The sequence below is a fragment of the Streptomyces sp. NPDC002577 genome (genome assembly GCF_053594815.1).
This window is the reverse complement of sequence record NZ_JBSFWK010000024.1, coordinates 41,684-61,204: the sequence shown is the minus strand read 5'-3', so window position 1 is coordinate 61,204 and position 19,521 is coordinate 41,684. Positions and strand designations below refer to the sequence as shown.

The window sequence follows — 19,521 nt, the reverse complement described above, 5'->3', positions numbered from 1 at the left end:
TGCGCCATGCCATGCCCGAGCTGCCCCGCACTGTCCTGGCCTGCGGCTTTATCGCAAACGCCATCGACTGTGAAAACACTGCAAAAGGGACAGTTCGCGCTTTACCCCTCGGTCACAATCCGTTCGTGATCACGCAACACCTCTCCTTCACAGTGGATGCATGAAGCGAGAGATGTCTGACGTAACCCGTGCCAAGCACGGCCGTCCCGTCCACCACTGGCGGCGGGACATAGTCGAACTGGCGGCGCTGTTCACCGCCGTCGCGGTGGCCGACGGCGTGGCGAACCTGATCGGGCACGGACCTGACGGCCCCGCCCTGCTGGTGGTCTCGGCCGCGGCGCTGATCGCCACGGCGGCGTTCCACACATGGTGGTCACGCCGCCACGGCCACGCTCCCCCGACAGGCGATACCGGCGCCCGGCCGCTCTCCGCCGAGCAGGCCGGGCCTTCAGCAGCCGGAGCGGCTGACGCGACCGGACCGGCCGCTCCCGCGGCACCGTCCGCCGACACGACGACGCTGTGGCGGATGCGGACCACCGTCCGGGACGAGCCCGGTTCGCTGGCCGCCCTGTGCACCGCGCTCGCACACCACCGGGTCGACATCCTGAGCCTGCAGACGCACCCGCTGGCGCAGGGCACCGTCGACGAGTTCCTGCTGCGTGCCCCCTCCGAACTGGCCGCCGGCGAGGTCACCCGCGCGATCTCCCAGGCGGGCGGCACCGACATCTGGATCGAACGGGCCGACGCCCACGACCTGGTGGACGCCCCGACGCGCGTCCTCAGCCTGGCCACGCGTACCGCTCTGGACGGCGCAGAACTGCCACTCGCGCTGCGCCAGTTGCTCGGCAGGTGCACGATCCGCTCACTGCCCGCCGCCTCGGCCGACGACGGCACGGGCGAGAGCGCCGCTCCCGTCGAGGGCGCGCTCGAGGACACGGTGATGCGGCTGCGCGCACCCGAAGGCGGCGTGATCACCGTCGAGCGGCCGTATCTGCCCTTCACCCCGACCGAGTTCGCGCGCGCCCGTGCCCTCGTCGAACTGGACACCCGGCTCGGCCCGCGCGTGCCGCGCAGCAAGGATGTGCTGAGGCTGACGCAGGGCAGCGCCATAACGGTACGCAGGGCCGACACCGCGGACCTGGACGCCGCGAAGGCCATGCACGAGCGGTGCTCCAGGCGCACCCTGAACATGCGGTACCACGGCCCTGTGGGCGACGCCGACCGCTATCTCAGCCACCTGCTCAGCCCCCGCTTCGGCCGCACCCTCGCCGTGCAGACGGACACCGGCCGCATCGTCGCCCTCGGCCATCTGCTGTGGGACGGCGACGAGACGGAGGTCGCGCTGCTCGTCGAGGACGAGTGGCAGCACCGCGGCATCGGCAGTGAACTCCTCGGCCGCCTGGTCACCATGGCCGTCGAGGCGGGCGCCGAGAGCGTCTACGCGGTCACGCAGGCCTCCAACACGGGGATGGTCGCCGCCATGCGCGGCCTCGGCCTGCCCCTCGACTACCAGATCGAGGAGGGCACGCTGGTGATCACGGCCCGCCTCGACGCGACACCGGTGCGTTCGCGGCTGCCGTACGACCACGCGAACGGCATCGGCCTGGACCCCCAGTTCGCACGGGACCGGCGTTACTGACGCGACCGGCGCTCGCGAGGCGCTGACACTACGACCCACCACTGGAACGGCTGGGCGGGGCGGCCAGAACCAGGCCGCCCCGCCCAGCCGTTCACGCACCTCGGCCCGTGCCCAGCGCACGATCCAGATCGCGCCACAGGTCGTCGACGTCCTCAAGGCCCACCGAAGGGCGCAGCAGCCGGTCGCCAGCGCCGCACGTCCGGCGGTCGTCGGCGGCCACGATCCATGGCTGATGGACGCCGGGTGCTGGATGAGCGTGTCGACGCAGCCGAGGCTGACAGCAGGGGTTTGGAACTGCCGAGGCGCGGGTAGCGGACCCGGGCGACGCGTGGGTCGGCGGCCAGCCTGCGCGCCAGTTCCGCCGCCGTCGCCGATGCCGCACGCACGCGTACTGGCAGGGTCGCGAGCCCCCTCAGCAGCAGACAGCCGGCCATCGGATGCAGTACGCCGACGGTGGCGAACCGAACCTGTCGCAGGCGGCGTGCGAACTCCTCGTCGCAGGCCACGACTCCGCCCAGTACGTCGCGTGCCCTCCCAGCTGCCTCCGCAACCCGCGTGACCCCGAACCGCCGTGCCGCCCGATTCCCCATGACGCGGCCCGAATCCCCATGACGTGCCCCGGTGCCCCGTACGAGGATGGCCGTATGTCACAGACCACGAGCCAGAGCCAGAGCCCGCTGCCCCGTGAGGTCGCCGACGCGTACGTCGACGAGCTCATCGCCCTCGACCCGGTGACCGGTACGTATCTCGGTGTGAAGGAGAGTTCCAGCAAGCTGCCCGACTACTCCCCCGCGGGCCAGGAGGCGCTCGCGGAGCTCGCCCGGCGCACCCTCGCCCGGCTCGACGAGGCGGAGCGCCGGCCCGGTGCCGACAGCGGCATCGAGCGCCGCTGCGGGAAGCTGCTGCGCGAGCGGCTCACCGCCGAGCTGGCCGTGCACGATGCCGACGAGGGGCTGCGTGCCGTCAGCAACCTTTCCTCGCCCGCGCATTCGGTACGCACGGTGTTCACCGTGACGCCCGCGCAGACGGAGGAGGACTGGGCCGCTATCGCCGAGCGGCTGCGTGCCGTACCGGCCGCCCTGGAGGGCTACCGCGAGTCGCTCTCCCTCGGTCTGGAACGGAAGTTGTACGCGGGTCCGCGCCCCACCGCGACCTTCGTCGAGCAGCTGTCCGAATGGGCGGACACCGGCTCCGGTCGCGGCTGGTTCGAGGACTTCGCCTCCGCAGGGCCCGAGGCTCTTCGCGCGGAGCTGGACGAGGCCGCCGGCAAGGCCACCGCGGCCGTCGCCGCCCTGCGCGACTGGATGCGCGACGTGTACGCGCCGACGATCGAGGGCGCGCAGAACACGGTGGGCCGGGAGCGGTACGCCCGCTGGTCCCGCTACTACAACGGCACGGACCTCGACCTCGACGAGGCGTACGCGTACGGCTGGTCCGAGTACCACCGGCTCCTCGGCGAGATGAAGGCCGAGGCCGAGAAGATCCTGCCCGGCGCGGCCACGCCCTGGGTGGCGCTGGCCCATCTCGACGAGCACGGCACGCACATCGAGGGCGTCGACGAGGTGCAGCGGTGGCTCCAGGGCCTCATGGACGAGGCGATCGAGACGCTGGACGGCACGCACTTCGACCTCGCCGAGCGGGTGCGGAGGGTCGAGTCCCGTATCGCCCCGCCGGGAAGCGCCGCGGCTCCCTACTACACACCCCCGTCGGAGGACTTCTCGCGCCCCGGCTGCACCTGGCTGCCGACCATGGGGCAGACGCGCTTCCCGGTCTACGACCTGGTGTCGACCTGGTACCACGAGGGCGTCCCGGGCCACCACCTCCAGCTGGCGCAGTGGACGCACGTCCGCGAGGACCTGTCCCGCTACCAGGCGAGCGTCGGCGGCGTGAGCGCCAACGTCGAGGGCTGGGCGCTGTACGCGGAGCGGCTCATGGACGAGCTCGGCTTCCTCACCGACGCGGAGCGGCGGCTCGGCTACCTCGACGCGCAGATGATGCGCGCCGCGCGCGTCATCGTCGACATCGGCATGCACCTGGAGCTGGAGATTCCGGCGGACTCGCCGTTCCACCCCGGTGAGCGGTGGACCCCGGAGCTCGCGCAGGAGTTCTTCGCCGCGCACAGCAGCCGTCCCGCGGACTTCGTCGAGAGCGAACTGACCCGGTACCTGTCCATCCCGGGCCAGGCCATCGGCTACAAACTCGGCGAGCGCGCCTGGCTGCTCGGCCGCGAGAACGCGCGCGAGCGGCACGGCGACGCCTTCGACGCGAAGGCATGGCACATGGCGGCCCTGTCACAGGGTTCCCTGGGGCTCGACGACCTCGTGGACGAGCTGTCGAACCTCTGAGCCGAACCGTGCCTTGCGGAGACCCGGGCGCTTCCGTCAGACGGACGCGCCCGGGTCTCCGCGTGTACGGGCCCGCCCCTCAGCACCCGCAGTCGTCCCCCTCCACCGGCGCCGTCAGCGGGTCGGCGGGGCGCTGGGCGGGGCCCTGCCAGGTCTCGTAGGCGAAGCCCTCTCGGACCCAGTACTCGAAGCCGCCGAGCATCTCCTTGACCTGGAAGCCGAGTTCGGCGAGGGCCAGTGCGGCGCGCGTCGCGCCGTTGCAGCCGGGGCCCCAGCAGTAGGTGACGACGGGCACGGACCTGTCGAGCAGCTGCTCGGCCTGCTGCGGTACGAGTGCGGTCGGCAGGTGGACCGCGCCGGGCACATGGCCCTGGTCCCAGGCCTCGGTGGACCGGGAGTCGACGACGACGAAGCCGGGGTCGCCGTCTCCGGAGAGCGCGTCGGCCACGTCGGACACGTCGGCATGGAAGGCGAGGCTCGCGCCGAAGTACGCGGCGGCAGCGGCGGGCGACGCCGGGGGCACCCGCAGAACGGGGTTGGCGGCGATGCCTACGCCGGAGGTGGGGCGGGTCGCGGTCATATCGGTCTCCGAAAGGTCTGGGTTCGGGGGCGAGAGGCCTCGTGTCCAGAGAATCTACGGTTCATGATCGTCAGGCTGAAGGCACGATCCCCGGCATCCGCCTTGATCAGCCGGGGATTTCCCTGGTATCTCTCGGCCATGACCGGTTATTCCCCGGACGCCACCGACTGGCGCATCCTCGAGGCCCTGCAACGCGACGGCCGGGCCAGCTACGCGGAGCTCGCACGCGCCGTCTCCATGTCCGCGAGCGCCGTCACCGAGCGGGTGCGCAGACTGGAGGAGGCGGGTGTCATCCAGGGGTACTCGGCCGTGGTCGACCCGGAGCGGCTCGGCCTGCCCATCCTCGCCTTCGTCCGGCTGCGCTATCCGAACGGCAACTACAAGCCGTTCCACGACCTGGTCGACGCCACGCCCGAGATCCTCGAGGCACACCACGTCACGGGCGAGGACTGCTTCATGATCAAGGTCACGGCACGCTCGATGAGGCATCTCGAGGAGGTCTCGGGCAAGATCGGAGCCCTGGGGTCCGTCACCACGAGCGTCGTCTACTCCTCTCCTCTGCCCCGCCGCGCCCTCTCCGGCTGACCCGGTCAGCCATCCACCGCGCGCTGCCGCAGCACCGACCCGGACCGGCCCTTGACGACCTCAAGCTGCGCGTGGACACGGCGGCGCAGGTCCGCGACATGGCTCACGATGCCGACGCTGCGGTCGCGCTCCCGGAGGGAGTCGAGGACGTCCAGTACCTCGTCGAGCGTCTGGTCGTCGAGGCTGCCGAAGCCCTCGTCGATGAAGAGCGTGTCCAGACGGACCCCGCCCGCCTCGTCGGTCACGACGTCGGCGAGGCCCAGCGCGAGCGCGAGCGACGCGAAGAAGGTCTCGCCGCCGGAGAGCGTGGCGGTGTCCCGCTCGCGGCCCGTCCAGGCGTCGACGACGTGCAGGCCGAGGCCCGAACGGCCGCGTCCCGTACGGCCGTCGGAGTGCACCAGGGTGTACCGCCCGGACGACATGCGCTGCAGCCGGGCGGTCGCGGCGGCCGCGACCTGTTCGAGGCGGGCGGCGAGCACGTAGGACTCCAGGCGCATCTTGCGCTCGTTGTCCGCTGAGGTGCCCGCCGCGAGCCCGGCGAGGCGGGCCACACGGTCGTACTCGTCGCGCAGCGGCGCCAGCCGCCGGACCGATGTCGCGCATCTCGTGGACAGCCTGCCCAGTTCGGCGCACCGCCGCTCGGCCGCGTCCCGTGCGGACGTCGCGTCGCGCACCCGCCGGTCGGCGGCGTCGGCGGCCTGCTCGGCGGCCAGGACGTCCGCGTGCGGCCGCTGTGCTGCCGCGGCCGTGTCGGGTTCCGCGAGGACGGACCGTACGGCCGCCTCCTCGTGCTGCCAGGCGTCGATGCGGTGCTGCAGGTCGCGGTGCTGTGCGTCGTCGAGCAGGGCGGCAGCGGCGGCCTCCGGCGTGTCGAACCCGGCGCGGAAGGCCGCGTCGGCGAGTCGCGCGTCGGCGTCCTTGCGCCGCTTCGCTGTCTCCTCGGCGATCCTGACGGCATCGGCGGCCTCGGTCAGCAGGGCCGCCTGCCGTTCCAGCTGGGCGGCCCTGGCCGCGACGCTGCCCGCAGCACCTCGCGCCTGCGCCAACTCCTCCTCCAGCGAGCCCCTTTCCCGATCGAGGAGGTCACGCCGGGAAGCGCGCGACGCGGCCCGCTGCCCGGCCTCCTGCCGGGCGGCGAGCCTGCGCTCGTGCTCACGCTCGGCCCGGTCCAGTGCCTCACGGGCCGGGTGCAGCCCGGATGCGAGGCCGCGCGCCTCGGCGTGCCGCCGCTGCACGTCCTCGTACTCTTCGCCGAGTCGGCCGGTGGTGGCATCGCCCGCGGCATCCGTGGCGGCGTCGAGCTGTGCGCGTACGACACCCAGCCGCTGCTCGGCGTCGGAGCGTGCCTCGTCGGCGCGGCGGTGTGCGGCCAGTGCGGCGTCCTCGGCCTGCTGGTCGACGTGGCCTGCCGCCTTCGGGGCGGGCGCGGGGTGTTCGGTGGCGCCACAGACGGCACAGGGCTCGCCGCCGATGAGGTTCGCGGCGAGCTCGGCGGCGATGTTCTGCAGGCGCTGTTCCTTGAGCGTCAGCCAGTGCTCGCGGGCCGCAGTGGCATGCTCGCGGGCGGTCATGGACCGCTCGTGCGCCTGGGCGGCGTCGGCCGTCAGCTGATCACGGCGGCGGGCGGCGGCCAGCCTGTCGCGAGCCGGCTCGAGCCGCCCGGCGAAGTGCTCGGCGCGCGTGGCTGCTTCCTGGGCTGCGTCGATGCGTCCCTGCAGGGCGGCGCGTGTCTCGTCCCATGCGTCGAGCCAGCTCGCCGCGTCCTGGCGGATGTCGTCGTCGGCACGCTCCTGGCGGTCCAGTTCGGCGCGCTCGGTGGCCAGTTCGGCCAGCCGCTGCTCGGCTCGGCGGGCCGATTCGAGGCCGCCGAGCTCCTCGGCGGCCTTGCGGGCGGCGGCCGCGAGCCCGGACGCGCCGGCGTCCGCGAACCGCTCGGGCAGTACGGCACGCACGCGTGCCTCTTCCGCAGCGGCCCGGCGGTGCTCGTGCTCGGCGGCCACACGCAGGTCCAGCGCGGGAGCCACCGCCTCGGCCTTGCGGCCGCGCTCCATACGGTCCCGGTACCTGCGGTGGTCCTCGGCACGCGCCTCGAGCCGCTCGGCCCGCTCTCGCGCCTCGGCGAACCGGCGCTGCAGCCGGGCCAGTTCGCGGGCGTCGCTGAGCTGCGCCTGCGCCGCGGTCCCCGCCGACTCGGCGGCGGACAGGGCGGCATGCGCGATGGTGAGCCGCTCACGGGCGCCGGCGCGTGCGACGGCCGCCCAGGCCAGTACGGCCTCGGCGAGACCCGGGTCACCGGGCGCCAGTTCCGGCAAGGGCAGCTCCACGGCGTCCCCTGCGGCCTGCTGCATACGGTGCGCGTCGGCGAGCAACTGCGTGTCCCCGTCGCGCACTTCGGTCTCGGCGCCGCGCCGCCGCTCGGCCAAGCGCTGCTCGACGGCGGCGAACCTGACGGTGTCGAAGAGCCGCCCGAGCAGCTTGCCGCGCGCCTCCGCGTCGGCCCTCAGGAAGCGTGCGAAGTCGCCCTGGGGCAACAGCACGACCTGGCAGAACTGCTCCTTGCTCATGCCGAGGAGCTGGCCGATCTCCTCACCGATCTCCTGGTGGGAGCGGCTGAGGTCCTTCCAGGAGCCGGCCGCGGTGTCGTACTCGCGCAGCCAGCTCTGCGCCTTCTCCGTCGTGGTGCCCGTGCCGCGCTTCTTCGGGCGCTCCCACGGGGGCTGCCGGGTGACCTCGAGGCGACGCCCGGCGACGGTGAGTTCGAGGCACACCTCGGTGCGGGCGGCGGGTGCCGCATGGTCGCTGCGCAGGTTCGTGCCCTGGCCTGCGGCGGCCTGCCGAGCGCCCGGTACCGAGCCGTACAGCCCGTAGCACACGGCGTCCAGAACGGACGTCTTACCGGCGCCGGTCGGGCCGTGCAGCAGGAACAGCCCGGCCGCCGACAGGTCGTCGAAGTCGACCTCCTGGGTGGTGCCGAAGGGCCCGAAGGCCGTCATGCGCAGCCGATGCAGCCTCACCGAGCCACCTCGCGCGAGCCCGCGCCCGCACGCAGGTCCGTGCCCCCGCGCCGGCCCTCCTGCAGGACCGCGTCGTCGGCGCGCACGGCGTCGAACGCGTCCCGCAGCACCTCGCGCTCCCGCTCGTCCGGTCCCGCGCCGCGCACATGGGCCACGAAGTCCTCCGCGATCTGCTGGTCGCTGCGCCCCTTGAGGCGCTGCCCGTACGACACGTCCGGGTCCTCGGGTGCCCGGTCTGGCTCGAAGACCAGGCTGAGGGTGTGGGGAAAACGTTCGGTGAGCCGCGCCATGGGCTCGGCGGGGCGCACCGGGTCGGTGAGGGTGGCCTCGACCCACGCGTCCGCGTGGCGCGCGAGCCGCGGATCGTCGAGCAGCTCGTCGAGCCGCCCCCTGATCCGGGCCAGCGCCCGCGGCACCGGGCAGTCGACGCGCTCGGCCCCCAGCTCGCCGCCCGGTCCGAGATCGACGAGCCACATGCTCTTGCGGTGGTCGGCCTCCGAGAAGGAGTACGGCAGGGGGGACCCCGAGTAGCGGACGCGCTCGGTGATGGTCTGGCTGCCGTGCAGATGCCCGAGCGCCACATAGTCGACGCCGTCGAAGACCCCGGACGGCACGGAGGCGACACCGCCGACGGTGATGTCGCGTTCGCTGTCGCTGGCTTCGCCGCCGGTGACGAAGGCGTGCGCGAGGACGACGGACCGGGTGGAGTCCGCACGCGTGGCGAGGTCGGCGCGCACCCGGTCCATGGCCGCCGCCAGCACCGCCTCGTGGCCGGGCTTCTCCACCCCGAACTCGTCTTTGACCAGGGCCGGTTCGAGGTACGGCAGTCCGTAGAACGCCACGTCCCCGTGGTCGTCGGCGAGGACGACGGGAGTTCCGGCGGCGGACGGTTCAGTACGCAGATGGATGCCGGCGCGGCCGATGAGTCCGGCACCGACACCGAGGCGGCGCGCGGAGTCGTGGTTGCCCGAGATCATCACGGTGGGCACGCCGAGCTCCGCGAGCCGGTGCAGTGCGTCGTCGAACAGCTCGACGGCGGCAAGCGGCGGCACCGCCCGGTCGTACACGTCTCCCGAGACGACGACGGCGTCCACGTCGCGCTCACGGACGGTGTCGACGAGGTGACTGATGAACCCGGCCTGGGCATCGAGCATGCTGACGCGGTGGAACGCCCGGCCGAGATGCCAGTCGGAGGTGTGCAGGATCCTCACAGCACCACTCCGACCTGCATGTTTTCCGTTCCTCCGCCCCCAGAACCCTACGAGTCCGGCATGGGCACCACTGTCAGCAGCGGCCACACCGGCATCGCCCGGCACCGCGTCCATCACCGACCTTAGTTTGCCACCGAGCCCCGAGTGACCACGGGCGGATGGCTCAGCCCGGTGGCAGTCGTGATGGATGCCACGCAGCCGGGCGGGCTCAGGCGTCCCCGTACGCCTCCCCGCCCAGCTCGAACCCGGCCGTGCCCGCCGTCACATCGGCGAGCCAGGCGCGGAAGGCCTCGACGTCGGCGTCCGGGAGCCCGATCTCGATGGTGACCGCTTCGCCGTAGCGGACGTCGCGGACCTCGCGTCCCGTCGACCGCAGATCGTTCTGGACCTTTCCGGCGCGCTGGTGGTCGACGGTGACGGTGGCGAGCCGGAACCGCCTGCGGGTGACGGTGCCGAGCGTGTCGAGCGCCTCGCCGACCGCTCCGCCGTACGCCCGGATGAGTCCGCCCGCGCCGAGCTTGACCCCGCCGTAGTAGCGGGTGACGACGGCGACGACGTAGCGCATGTCGCGGCGCATCAGCATCTGGAGCATGGGGACGCCCGCGGTGCCGCCGGGCTCGCCGTCGTCGCTCGCCTTCTGCACGGCCGCTTCGGCGCCGATGACGTACGCGTAGCAGTTGTGGGTGGCGTCCGCGTGGTCCTTGCGGACGCGGGCGATGAACTCCTGGGCCTCCTGCTCGGTGGCCGCGGGAGCGAGCGCGCACAGGAAGCGCGAGCGGTTGATCTCGATCTCGTGCACGCCCTCGCGGGCCACCGTGCGGTACTCGTCCTGCATCGGGCCAGCGTATGCGGTGTACGACCACCGCTGATCCAGCGGTACGGAGCGTGACGGCACGCGCGCGTGACGGAGGGGGCCGCCACGCGCGCGTGCCTCGTCCTGCCCCTGCCCGGCAGGTCAGAGCAAGGGCCGTGGCGTCACTTCGCGTACGCCAGCGTGCCGAAGCCGGTCTGGTCGAAGCCGCCGCTGGTCGAACCGTAGTCCCCGCCGCCGCCCTCGGGGCGGACCTTCGCCGCCATGGCGGAGATGTACGGGACGGACAGGCCGCGGCGCCTCGTGTAGTGGAAGTGGAGGATCTCCCACACCGGCCGGAGCTGCCCGCGGCTCGCGGAGGAGATCACGGTGTGCTCGTTGTACGCGCAGTTCTGGCCGCTGCCCCAGGTGTACTTGGTGAACGGCACGTCTTCGCCGAGGTTGTACTTGGCGACGTACTGGGCCGCCTTCATGAAGCGGTTGCTGTCGTAGCCGTACAGGTCCTCGCCCTGGTTCCAGGCCATCTCGCAGAACGCGCCCATCTGCCCGATACCCATGACGGTGTGGCCCTGATCGCGGCCCGACTCCTGCCACTGGGCGAGCCCCTCGCTGTCGTAGACGAAGGGGATGGCCTTCTTGACGGCGCCGTTGCCCGCGCCGTTCTTGAAGTAGTTGACGGCCTGGTCGTACTTGGCGCCGTCGTCGCACAGGATCCCGATCGCCAGGACCGAGTTCATGTTGCACAGGTCCCAGTTCGCCCAGTAGTTGGTGATACAGGCGTCGTTGTGCCCGGTGAGGAACTGGTTGTTGAGCGGATAGAAGACGTTGAGCATCATCCGCTTGAAGCGATCCAGGTCGAACCCGGAGTAGCCGCGCATCAGCTCGGCCACGTTGGCGAACTGGTAACCGTAGATCCCGGCGGCGAGGAACCGGTCGGCATTCCCGGTGACCGTGGTCAGCGTGGCCGACCAGGCGTTGAGGATGTTCCGGGCACAGTCGCCGTGCGCGGTGGATCCGGTGACCCACCAACGTAACGCGTTCTGGTAGGCCGCGTGGATGTCGTTGTAGAGGATCCCGTAGTTCTCGCCGGTGCCGCCGCGGATGACGGTGGCCTGCGGCCTGGGCGTCCAGGTCGACTGGGAATGGGAGTTGGCGGTCAGCCGGTTCCAGCCGGAGAGCCAGGGATCGGTCCCTGCGGCCACCCGTACCTTCGCCCGGTTGAGGTCGCCCCAGATGTGCAGCATGCCGGGGTGGGTGAAGGTGGCCGGGGCGGCGCCCGCGGTGCCGCCGGTGAGGGCGGTGGCAGTGGCGCCCGCCGCTCCGGCGAGCGCGAGCCCGCCGGCGGCCTTCAGCACCCCGCGGCGGCTGATACCGCTGTCTGACTGCGCTTTGTGCGTGTTCGTGCGGCTCACGTGTCTCTCCTGTCTGGTGGGGGTCGGACGTTCGGAGACGGGCGTGCCGTGGGGGCCACCCCGGCGTGACTGCGCAAAGTCACACGGGGGCGGCCCGGTCCTTGCCGCGCGTTGCGGCCGCGGGCGATCAGGTCATGTGCGCCACGTGGCGGAGTCCGCCGAGCAGATGCGCGCGGAAGTCCGGATCGTCGTAGGCCTCGGCGGTGTGGCCGAGCGCGGTGTAGAACACCCGGGCGCCGCCGTACTCGTGACACCAGACGAGCGGATGGTCGTCACCCATCCCCCCGCCCTCGTACGAGGACTCGTCGGCGGAGGCCAGGACGCGCACGGCACCGCGCGGACTGGCCCTGAAGTCGTACCACTCGTCCGTGAACGCCCAGGTGGCGTCCAGGTGGCGAGTGGCCGGGTGCTCCTTGTCCTCGATGGTGAGGACGCCTGGCTGCAGCTCGGGGTGGCGGGCGAAGCGTGCGCCGAGCAGCTCGCCGTAGAACGGCCAGTCGTACTCGGTGCAGGCGGCCGCGTGCACACCCATGAAGCCGCCGCCGGAGGCGCAGTATCCCTTCAGCTCCTCCCTCCCCCGCGGTGTGAGGACGTCACCGCTGGTGGAGAGGAACACCACAGCCGCGTACCGGTCGAGTCCGCCGTCGAACGCCTCCGGCTCCTCCGTCGCCCGGACGTCGAAACCGTTCTCTGTTCCGAGCTCCTGGAAGGCACGGATGCCGTCAGGGATGGAGTCGTGCCGGTAGGCGGTGGTGCGGGTGTAGACGAGGACTTCGGGCCGGCGGTGCGGCATGGTGATGCTCCAGAGATCCAAGCGTGGGGGGAAACCGGTGTCCATCATGGGGGCACCTCAGGCAACAGGCACCACTCTGTGGCGCACCGAAAATTTCGCCGCCGCCGTCGGCAGCGGCGAAATCACCGGAGCCGCACGGCCGGAGGGGGCCGTCGCGCCGGGCCGCTTCACTTCCCGCGGCGCCGGGTCGATCCTCTGACGACGATGTGGGTGCCCAGCACCTGGTGCTGGCTCGCGGGCAGTTCGTCGCGGTGCAGTGCGAGGCGCACGGCGGTACGGCCCAGCTCCTCGTGCGGCACGTTCACCGTGGTGAGTTGCGGATACATGTCGAGCGCCACCGGGATGTCGTCGTATCCGGCCACCGAGACGTCGTCGGGCACCCGCACACCGGCCTCGCGCAGCGCCTGCAGCACGCCCGCGGCGATCATGTCCGTGGCGGCGAAGATCGCGCTGAAGTCCGCCTTGGAGGCGAGGAGTTCCCGGGTGGCCTGGTAGCCGTAGCTGCGTGAGAAGACGCCGTCCTTGATCAGCCGGGGGTCGGGGCTGAGGCCCAGCATCTCGTGGGCACTGGCGAATCCCTGCAGGCGCTCCCTGCTGGTGGACAGGAGGGGCACCCGGCCCAGATAGGCGATCCGCCGGTGGCCCTGGCTCAGCAGATGCGTGGTCATGGCGAAGGCGCCGCCCTCGTTGTCGTACTCGACGACCGTCGCGGGGACCCCGTCGCCCAGCGGGGGACGGCCCACCAGCCCGAGCCGCGAGCCCGCCCGGTCCAGGGCGTGCGCGAAATGAGTCATCCGGTCCTGGTAGGCCTTGTCCTCCCAGGCGCCGCCGACGACGATCACACAGTCGGCCCGCTGCTCGCGCATCAACTCCACGACGGCGAGGACGCGTTGGGGGTCGCCGTGCGTGGTGCAGAGCATGCACAGCCGGCCCTCGGCGGAGGCCTGCTCCTCCACGCCGCGCGCGATGTGGGCGTAGAAGGGGCCGGTCACGTCGTCGACGACGAAGGCGACCGTCTTGTTCGTGGAGCCGCCCAGGGCACGGGCATGGGCGTTGACCACGTAGTCCAGCTCGCGCATGGCCTTGAGGACCTTGGCGCGGGTCGCCGTGGCCACCGGGTACGTACCGCCCAGGACCCGGGACACCGTCGACGGCGACACACCGGCGCGCTTGGCGACATCCCTCACAGTCGAGGCCTCACCGCCGGACATACCCCCCGTTTTCCCGGCTGTCCTCTCCACGTGCCTCTCCTCGCCCCTGAGGTCCGCCCCCGTCGGACGCTCACGATAGTGCAGCTCGGGCGTGGTGCAGCCGGGGAGGTACCGACGAGTACGGTCACCAAACAAAGGGGCGGGCAGCACGCGCGCTGCCCGCCCCTTCGGCAGGGAACCCAACCGGCCCGCGGCTATCCCAGCAGCTCGTCCAGCTGGGCGATTTCGTCTTCCTCGAAGGGCGGTACGTCCAGCACGCCCAGGTTCTGGTCCAGCTGCGCGACGCTGCTCGCCCCGATGAGCACGGACGTGACGCGCGGATCACGCAGCACCCAGGCCAGCGCCAGCTGCGCGAGCGTCTGCCCGCGCTCGCCCGCGAACTTGTTGAGCCCGTGCAGCAGCGCGAGCTTCTCCTCGGTGAGGGCGTCGCGCTTGAGGAAGTGGCCGATGGCCATCCGCGAGTCCGCGGGTACACCCTCGAGATAGCGGTCGGTCAGCTGGCCCTGGGCGAGCGGCGAGAAGGCGATGACGCCGGCGCCGGCCTCGGCGGAGGCGGCGATCAGGCCGTTCCGCTCGATTCCGCGGTCCAGCATGCTGTACGGGTGCTGGTTGATCAGCAGCGGCGTACCCAGCTCCTTCAGCAGCGCCGCGGCCCGCACCATCTGCTCCGGGCTGTAGTTCGACAGGCCCGCGTAGAGCGCCTTGCCCTGGCGCACCGCGGCGTCGAGGGCGCCCACGGTCTCCTCGATGGGGGTGTCGGGGTCCGGGCGGTGCGAGTAGAAGACGTCGACGTAGTCGAGGCCCATGCGCCCCAGCGACTGGTCGAGGCTCGCGAGCAGGTACTTGCGCGAACCCCACTCCCCGTAAGGACCGGGCCACATGTCGTAGCCCGCCTTGGTGGCGATGAACAGCTCGTCGCGGTACGGGCGGAAGTCCTGCGCGAAGATCGTACCGAAGTTGGCCTCCGCGCTGCCGTACGGCGGGCCGTAGTTGTTGGCGAGGTCGAAGTGGGTGACGCCGCGGTCGAAGGCGCGCCGCAGCACGGCGCGCTGGGTCTCCAGCGGCGTGGTGTCACCGAAGTTGTGCCAGAGGCCGAGCGAGAGCTTGGGCAGCAGCACCCCGCTGCGGCCGCAGCGCTGGAACTGCATGCCGGAGTAGCGGTCGTCCGCGGCAAGGTAGGGAGCGGGTTTCACGGAGGAACTCTCCTGTCATGCTCCGAGCGGCGCCCGGGGCGGGTGTGCGGGGGGGCCGAGTGACCGGGCCGCACGTGCGGTCCGGGCGGTCGGCCCGAGAGTGCGGTCCATATCCTGCGCGAAAGGACGGGCGAAGGAAACCGGTTTCGCCCTCTGAGACACCGATCGCAACAAAAGGGAAAGCCGGAGGCCCCAGGACGCGGCGTGACCGACCCGGAGCATGCGCGCACCCCTCCCCATCTGACGAACCGTCAATTATGGTGCGCTCCCATGAGGTCCCAAGGGTCCAAGGCCGGTACCGTCGCGGAGCTCGTCCAGGCCTGCTGGGGGGACGCCCGTCCCGGCCTGTGGTTCGAGGACGAGGTGCTCAGCCACCACCAGGTGGCCGCGGGCGCGGCTGCGCGGGCCGCGCTGCTCGCCGACCTGCTGCCGCGCCCGGCGGAGCCCCACGTCGGCGTACTCCTCGACAACATCCCCGAGTATCCGCTGTGGCTGAGCGCCGCGGCGCTGGCGGGCGCCGCGGTGGCGGGCATCAACCCGACCCGGCGCGGCCCCGAGCTGGCCCGCGACATCCTGCACACGGACTGCCGGGTGCTGATCACCGAGCGTGTCCACCTGCCACTGCTGGACGGCCTCGATCTGCCCGGCATACGGATCCTGGTGACCGACACGGAGGCGTACGGGGAGCTGCTCGCGGCCTACGAGGGGGCGAAGCCGGGCGAGGTGCGGGTTCGCGATGTGGAGCCGGGGCCGGACGCGCGGATGCTGCTGTACTTCACCTCGGGCTCCACGGGCGCGCCGAAGGCGGCGATCTGCTCTCAGGGACGACTGGCGGCGGCCGGGCAGTCGCTGGCGGACCACTTCGCCCTCCGGCCGCAGGACGTGCACTACGTCTGCATGCCGATGTTCCACGGCAACGCGGTCATCGCGGACTGGGCTCCCGCGCTCGCGGCCCGCGCGGGGGTCGCGCTGCGGCGGCGCTTCTCGGCGTCCGGGTTCCTGGCGGACGTCCGGCGCTACGGTGCCACGTACTTCACGTACGTGGGCCGGGCGGTGCAGTACATCCTGGCGACGCCGCCGTCCCCCGACGACCGCGCCAACCCGCTGCGTCTGGGCTTCGGCACGGAGGCGGGTGCGGTGGACGCGGCACGCTTCGAGGAGCGGTTCGGCGTGCGGCTCGTGGAGGGGTACGGCTCGTCGGAGGGCGGCGCCGCGATTCAGCGGACACCGGGGACGCCGCCGGGCGCGATCGGGCGGGCGGCGCCCGGCGGCGACCTCGCCGTGGTCGACCCGGAGACAGGTGAGGAGTGTCCGCCGGCCGAGTTCGACGAGCGGGGGCGGCTGCTCAACGGGGGCCTGGCGATAGGGGAGCTGGTGAACCGCGGCCGCAGCCCGTTCGAGGGCTACTGGCGCAACGCGGCGGCGGACGCCGAGCGGTTGCGGGCGGGCTGGTACTGGACGGGCGACCTCTTCTACCGCGACGCCGACGGCTTCCTCTACTTCGCCGGCCGGACCGACGACCGGCTGCGCGTCGACAGCGAGAACCTGGCGGCGGCGATGATCGAGAACATCCTCGCCCGGTACGCGGACGCCACCGCCGTGGCCGTGTACGCGGTGCCGGATCCGGTGGCCGGGGACCAGGTGATGGCCGCGCTGTCACTGCGCGAGGGAGCCGCCTTCGATCCCGCGGGGTTCGCGGCGTTCCTGCAGGCGCAGGACGACCTGGGCACGAAGATGGCTCCCCGCTTCGTGCGGGTGGTGCGGCAGTTGCCGGTCACCGCGACGAACAAGATCCACCGCGTGGGACTGCGGCGCGCCGCCTTCCTCCCCCAGGCTGTCGGCCTCGCTCGGGCAGAGGGGACCCCCGGCCCGGATCCGGTGTGGTGGCGGCCACCGGGGCAGAGCGCGTACCAGCGGCTGACGCCGACAGACGTGGAGGGCCTGTTGGTGCAGTACACCGTTCAGGGGCGGGACGATCTGCTGGGCCGCTGATACGCCGTCGGCTCCGGAGCACGGGCTACTCGGCAGCCATGGCCTCCCGCATCGCCTTTGCGGTGGTAGTCGCGTCGTAGCCCTCGGGAACGCCCTCGACCAGGATGATGTCGCCCTCGATGTGCCGCGACCGCAGCGGTGCGATCTCCTGATACGCGGGTGACTCCCACCACGCCCGCGCCTCGGCGATCCCGGGGAAGCCGATCACCACGACGTGCCCGGGCCAGCTGCCCTCCCTCACCTCGTGCTGCGTGGCGTGTACGAGGAACCGGCCTCCGAACGGCTCGAAGGTGGCGGTGATGCGCTCGATGTACTCGGCGATCTCCGGGTGCGGAGCGGACTCCTGCAGGTGAGCTATGGCGTAGGCGGTCATGGCGTCCTTCCTGTCGGTCGGTTCCGTACCCCGCCGATCGTGGCATGCCGGCACGACCGGATCGATGACCTGGCCGGTAATTGACCCCCGGCGTCCTGATGCCTGCGCCCGAGAGCTCGTTGGTGCAGGGTGCGACTTCCTCAGGGGGCGTGGCGCGGGAGGGAATCACCCACGGCATCGACACGTTCTGCTCAAACGAGAGTCGGACCCACGGAAGGCTGAGCATGTACGGCGACACGGAGACCGTTCGCAGGATCCTCACCGAGCACGGCGACACCTGGGCCGTCGTCGGCCTGTCCTCGAATCAGCGGCGCGCCGCGTACGGGGTCGCAGCGGTCCTTCAGCGCTACGGCAAGCGGATCGTCCCCGTGCACCCGAAGGCCGAGACGGTCCACGGAGAGAAGGGTTATCCGTCTCTCGATGCCATTCCGTTCCCCGTCGACGTCGTGGACGTCTTCGTGAACAGCGAGCTCGCCGGCGCCGTCGCCGATCAAGCCGTGGCGAAGGGCGCGAAGGCGGTCTGGTTCCAGCTCGACGTGATCGACGAGGCGGCGTACGAGCGGACCCGCGCGGCGGGCCTCGACATGGTCATGGACCGCTGCCCGGCCATCGAATATCAGTCCCTGACTTAGACCGACCGGCAAATGCGGGGTGGGAGAAGGAGCGGGGCTGGGTGCGTGCAGCTGCAAGGCGGAGGATTGAGGCATGGCGGAGCCATGGTGATTGAAGACAACGCGGCAGATGTGCGTGCCCAGCCCCGCGACGCCGCCCCCCATTTGCCGGTCGGTCTTAAAGCGGGCACGGCGGTAGAGCGGTAGGCCTCGACAAGGAGGGCACCTGCACGGAGTGGTTCTCACTGCCGGGCGGGCCGACCGGTCATGTCCGGGTGAAGGTGGTCAGGCCCGCCGAAAGCGTCGGCGAGATCCCCGTCGTGCTGTTCCTGCACGGACTGGGCTGGGTCCTGGGCGACGCCGGCGCCCATGAGCGCCTGGTACGCGCGTTCGCCCTCGGTACGGACGCGGCCGCGGTCTTCGTCGAGTACGAGCGTGCCCCCGAGGCGCGGTACCCGGTCGCCGTCGAGCAGTGCTACGCAGTCGCGAAGTGGCTTTGCGAGCAAGGTAATGAGATCGGTCTGGACGGCAGCCGGATGGCCGCCGTGGGCGACTCGGCCGGTGGCAACCTGGTGGCGGCGCTGACCCTGCTCGCCAAGGAGCGAGTAGGGGTGCGGCTGCTGCAGCAGGTGCTGCTCTGCCCGGTCACCGACGCCGACTTCGGCACCCCCTCGTATCGGGATTTCGCCCAGGGTTACTTCCTCGGCCGCGAGACCATGCGCTGGTTCTGGGACCAGTACCTCCCCGACGTACGGCAGCGCAGCAAGGTCACCGCATCACCGCTGCAGGCCTCCCTCGAGCAGCTCACGGACTGCCCCCGGCGCTGGTGGTCACCAGCGAGGCCGACGTGGTACGCGACGAGGGCGAGGCCTACGCGGCCAAGCTCCGTGCGGCCGGCGTCGGGTGGTCTCCATGCGTTACCACGGGACGATCCATGGCTTCATGGTGCTCGATCCGCTGCGCGACACGGACGCCGCCCGCGCCGCCCTCATCCAGGCCCTCGACACCGTGCACGTCGCCCTGCACTGGCACGGCGGCTGATTCCTCCGCTCCGGGGCAGGTGCCCGAAGGTCGCGCCCGGGAGACATCCTCCGTGCGCGAGCGGGCCGACGTGTCGGCCCCCTCGAAGCCGGACCGTCACTCGCTGCCCGCCATGAGTTCGGTCACGACGCGATCCAGGTCGATGTGCCGTCCCTCCGCGCCCGGTGGCACGAGCGTGTGGGTCCGCTCCAGGAAGGCGGTGACCGCTGAAGCGACGATGTCCAGCACGGCGGCCCCGGCCGGGGACCTGAAAACGATCCCTACCGAGTGCCGATGGCTGTCGTGCCGGGGTATCACCAGGACGTCTCCGACACCCACCGGTCGGCTCATTCCCTCCGACAGGAGGCTGCGCGCGAACACCCAGTCGACCGTGCCGGTCGATGTCGTCCCGATGGAGAGGCACACGGCATAGGGGTCCGACCTGTCGTAGCGCAACTCGGCGGGCAGTGACACCGGCGGTTCGTCCGCGACGGCGATGTGCGCAACCACCTCATGGGTGACCGAGGTTTCGGCGGCGCTGGGAAACGGCTGAGTCATGTCTTTCCCCGTTCGGCAAGTTGTTAGGGGGCAACGTCTGTGCGCATCACGCTAGAACCGCCGGTGAGCAGAGCTTGCCGAGGAACGTACGAAGCGTTGCCCGCGAAAGCACCACGTTCGGATGTCGGCTGCTCGACAAGCCTCAGCAGGGGCGCGGCGCACGGTCCCACCCA

General features: G+C 71.6%; 16 protein-coding genes and 2 pseudogenes. 7 read left to right on the top strand and 11 right to left on the bottom strand.

Going from position 1 to position 19,521, the window contains the following annotated elements:
• Positions 1-172 precede the first annotated feature (172 nt).
• The gene (locus tag ACWD4J_RS26435) at positions 173-1,639 is read left to right on the top strand and encodes a GNAT family N-acetyltransferase (RefSeq protein WP_451397905.1); all 1,467 of its coding nucleotides are present in this window, start codon (positions 173-175) and stop codon (positions 1,637-1,639) included.
• Positions 1,640-1,730: 91 nt separating this feature from the next.
• Here the strand turns inward: ACWD4J_RS26435 and ACWD4J_RS26430 are convergent.
• Positions 1,731-2,183, bottom strand: a pseudogene (locus ACWD4J_RS26430) (PLP-dependent transferase); the annotation flags it as partial.
• 100 nt (positions 2,184-2,283) lie between these two features.
• Here ACWD4J_RS26430 and ACWD4J_RS26425 point away from each other — a divergent pair.
• Positions 2,284-3,984 carry a DUF885 domain-containing protein gene (locus ACWD4J_RS26425; RefSeq protein ID WP_451397904.1) on the top strand — a complete coding sequence of 567 codons (1,701 nt, stop codon included), beginning with the start codon at positions 2,284-2,286 and terminating at the stop codon, positions 3,982-3,984.
• Positions 3,985-4,063: 79 nt separating this feature from the next.
• On the opposite strand, the gene ACWD4J_RS26420 is transcribed toward ACWD4J_RS26425, so the two are convergent.
• Positions 4,064-4,564 (bottom strand): rhodanese-like domain-containing protein, encoded by a 501-nt coding sequence (locus tag ACWD4J_RS26420; RefSeq protein WP_451397903.1) that lies wholly within the window; start codon positions 4,562-4,564, stop codon positions 4,064-4,066.
• A 138-nt stretch (positions 4,565-4,702) separates the two neighbouring features.
• Here ACWD4J_RS26420 and ACWD4J_RS26415 point away from each other — a divergent pair, with 138 nt between their 5' ends.
• A complete protein-coding gene (locus ACWD4J_RS26415; RefSeq protein ID WP_451397902.1) occupies positions 4,703-5,149 on the top strand; it encodes an Lrp/AsnC family transcriptional regulator in 447 nt (148 codons plus the stop codon).
• 5 nt (positions 5,150-5,154) lie between these two features.
• Here the strand turns inward: ACWD4J_RS26415 and ACWD4J_RS26410 are convergent, their stop codons facing one another.
• From ACWD4J_RS26410 to ACWD4J_RS26380, 7 genes are all read right to left on the bottom strand, one after another.
• Positions 5,155-8,163, bottom strand: coding sequence for an AAA family ATPase (locus ACWD4J_RS26410; RefSeq protein WP_451397901.1), 3,009 nt, complete (start codon positions 8,161-8,163; stop codon positions 5,155-5,157).
• Positions 8,160-9,374: an exonuclease SbcCD subunit D gene (locus tag ACWD4J_RS26405; RefSeq protein ID WP_451397900.1), complete on the bottom strand. Its 1,215-nt coding sequence runs from the start codon at positions 9,372-9,374 to the stop codon at positions 8,160-8,162. Before ACWD4J_RS26405 ends, ACWD4J_RS26410 begins: the two co-directional genes overlap by 4 nt.
• Before the next feature lie 208 nt (positions 9,375-9,582).
• A complete protein-coding gene (locus tag ACWD4J_RS26400; protein WP_451397899.1) occupies positions 9,583-10,209 on the bottom strand; it encodes a YigZ family protein in 627 nt (208 codons plus the stop codon).
• Positions 10,210-10,349: 140 nt separating this feature from the next.
• Complete coding sequence (locus tag ACWD4J_RS26395; protein WP_451397898.1) at positions 10,350-11,597, bottom strand: alginate lyase family protein; 1,248 nt, start codon at positions 11,595-11,597, stop codon at positions 10,350-10,352.
• 127 nt (positions 11,598-11,724) lie between these two features.
• Positions 11,725-12,390, bottom strand: a complete 666-nt coding sequence (locus tag ACWD4J_RS26390; RefSeq protein WP_451397964.1) for a ThuA domain-containing protein — start codon at positions 12,388-12,390, stop codon at positions 11,725-11,727.
• Between the two features lie 167 nt (positions 12,391-12,557).
• The gene (locus ACWD4J_RS26385) at positions 12,558-13,601 is read right to left on the bottom strand and encodes a LacI family DNA-binding transcriptional regulator (protein WP_451397963.1); all 1,044 of its coding nucleotides are present in this window, start codon (positions 13,599-13,601) and stop codon (positions 12,558-12,560) included.
• 194 nt (positions 13,602-13,795) lie between these two features.
• Positions 13,796-14,749, bottom strand: a complete 954-nt coding sequence (locus ACWD4J_RS26380) for an aldo/keto reductase (protein ID WP_451397962.1) — start codon at positions 14,747-14,749, stop codon at positions 13,796-13,798.
• Positions 14,750-15,064: 315 nt separating this feature from the next.
• Here ACWD4J_RS26380 and ACWD4J_RS26375 point away from each other — a divergent pair, with 315 nt between their 5' ends.
• Positions 15,065-16,786: a long-chain-fatty-acid--CoA ligase gene (locus ACWD4J_RS26375; RefSeq protein ID WP_451397897.1), complete on the top strand. Its 1,722-nt coding sequence runs from the start codon at positions 15,065-15,067 to the stop codon at positions 16,784-16,786.
• Positions 16,787-16,811: 25 nt separating this feature from the next.
• Here ACWD4J_RS26375 and ACWD4J_RS26370 read toward each other — a convergent pair whose 3' ends face one another.
• The gene (locus tag ACWD4J_RS26370) at positions 16,812-17,159 is read right to left on the bottom strand and encodes a DUF1330 domain-containing protein (RefSeq protein WP_451397896.1); all 348 of its coding nucleotides are present in this window, start codon (positions 17,157-17,159) and stop codon (positions 16,812-16,814) included.
• 224 nt (positions 17,160-17,383) lie between these two features.
• Here ACWD4J_RS26370 and ACWD4J_RS26365 point away from each other — a divergent pair, with 224 nt between their 5' ends.
• The 3 genes and pseudogenes from ACWD4J_RS26365 to ACWD4J_RS26355 all read left to right on the top strand — a co-directional run bounded on the left by ACWD4J_RS26365 (position 17,384) and on the right by ACWD4J_RS26355 (position 18,811).
• Positions 17,384-17,791, top strand: a complete 408-nt coding sequence (locus tag ACWD4J_RS26365) for a CoA-binding protein (protein ID WP_451397895.1) — start codon at positions 17,384-17,386, stop codon at positions 17,789-17,791.
• Positions 17,792-18,045: 254 nt separating this feature from the next.
• Positions 18,046-18,611: pseudogene (locus tag ACWD4J_RS26360) on the top strand (alpha/beta hydrolase); the annotation flags it as partial.
• Positions 18,612-18,682: 71 nt separating this feature from the next.
• Positions 18,683-18,811: a hypothetical protein gene (locus ACWD4J_RS26355; RefSeq protein ID WP_451397894.1), complete on the top strand. Its 129-nt coding sequence runs from the start codon at positions 18,683-18,685 to the stop codon at positions 18,809-18,811.
• Between the two features lie 96 nt (positions 18,812-18,907).
• Here the strand turns inward: ACWD4J_RS26355 and ACWD4J_RS26350 are convergent, their stop codons facing one another.
• Complete coding sequence (locus ACWD4J_RS26350; RefSeq protein WP_451397893.1) at positions 18,908-19,348, bottom strand: SsgA family sporulation/cell division regulator; 441 nt, start codon at positions 19,346-19,348, stop codon at positions 18,908-18,910.
• Between the last annotated feature and the right edge of the window lie 173 nt (positions 19,349-19,521).

Coding starts and splice junctions, on each gene's coding strand:
- ACWD4J_RS26435 (WP_451397905.1), top strand. CDS start 173: ATGTCTGACGTAACCCGTGCCAAGCACGGCCGTCCCGTCCACCACTGG.
- ACWD4J_RS26425 (WP_451397904.1), top strand. CDS start 2,284: ATGTCACAGACCACGAGCCAGAGCCAGAGCCCGCTGCCCCGTGAGGTC.
- ACWD4J_RS26420 (WP_451397903.1), bottom strand. CDS start 4,564: ATGACCGCGACCCGCCCCACCTCCGGCGTAGGCATCGCCGCCAACCCC.
- ACWD4J_RS26415 (WP_451397902.1), top strand. CDS start 4,703: ATGACCGGTTATTCCCCGGACGCCACCGACTGGCGCATCCTCGAGGCC.
- ACWD4J_RS26400 (WP_451397899.1), bottom strand. CDS start 10,209: ATGCAGGACGAGTACCGCACGGTGGCCCGCGAGGGCGTGCACGAGATC.
- ACWD4J_RS26390 (WP_451397964.1), bottom strand. CDS start 12,390: ATGCCGCACCGCCGGCCCGAAGTCCTCGTCTACACCCGCACCACCGCC.
- ACWD4J_RS26385 (WP_451397963.1), bottom strand. CDS start 13,601: ATGTCCGGCGGTGAGGCCTCGACTGTGAGGGATGTCGCCAAGCGCGCC.
- ACWD4J_RS26380 (WP_451397962.1), bottom strand. CDS start 14,749: ATGCAGTTCCAGCGCTGCGGCCGCAGCGGGGTGCTGCTGCCCAAGCTC.
- ACWD4J_RS26375 (WP_451397897.1), top strand. CDS start 15,065: ATGAGGTCCCAAGGGTCCAAGGCCGGTACCGTCGCGGAGCTCGTCCAG.
- ACWD4J_RS26370 (WP_451397896.1), bottom strand. CDS start 17,159: ATGACCGCCTACGCCATAGCTCACCTGCAGGAGTCCGCTCCGCACCCG.
- ACWD4J_RS26365 (WP_451397895.1), top strand. CDS start 17,384: ATGTACGGCGACACGGAGACCGTTCGCAGGATCCTCACCGAGCACGGC.
- ACWD4J_RS26355 (WP_451397894.1), top strand. CDS start 18,683: ATGCGTTACCACGGGACGATCCATGGCTTCATGGTGCTCGATCCGCTG.
- ACWD4J_RS26350 (WP_451397893.1), bottom strand. CDS start 19,348: ATGACTCAGCCGTTTCCCAGCGCCGCCGAAACCTCGGTCACCCATGAG.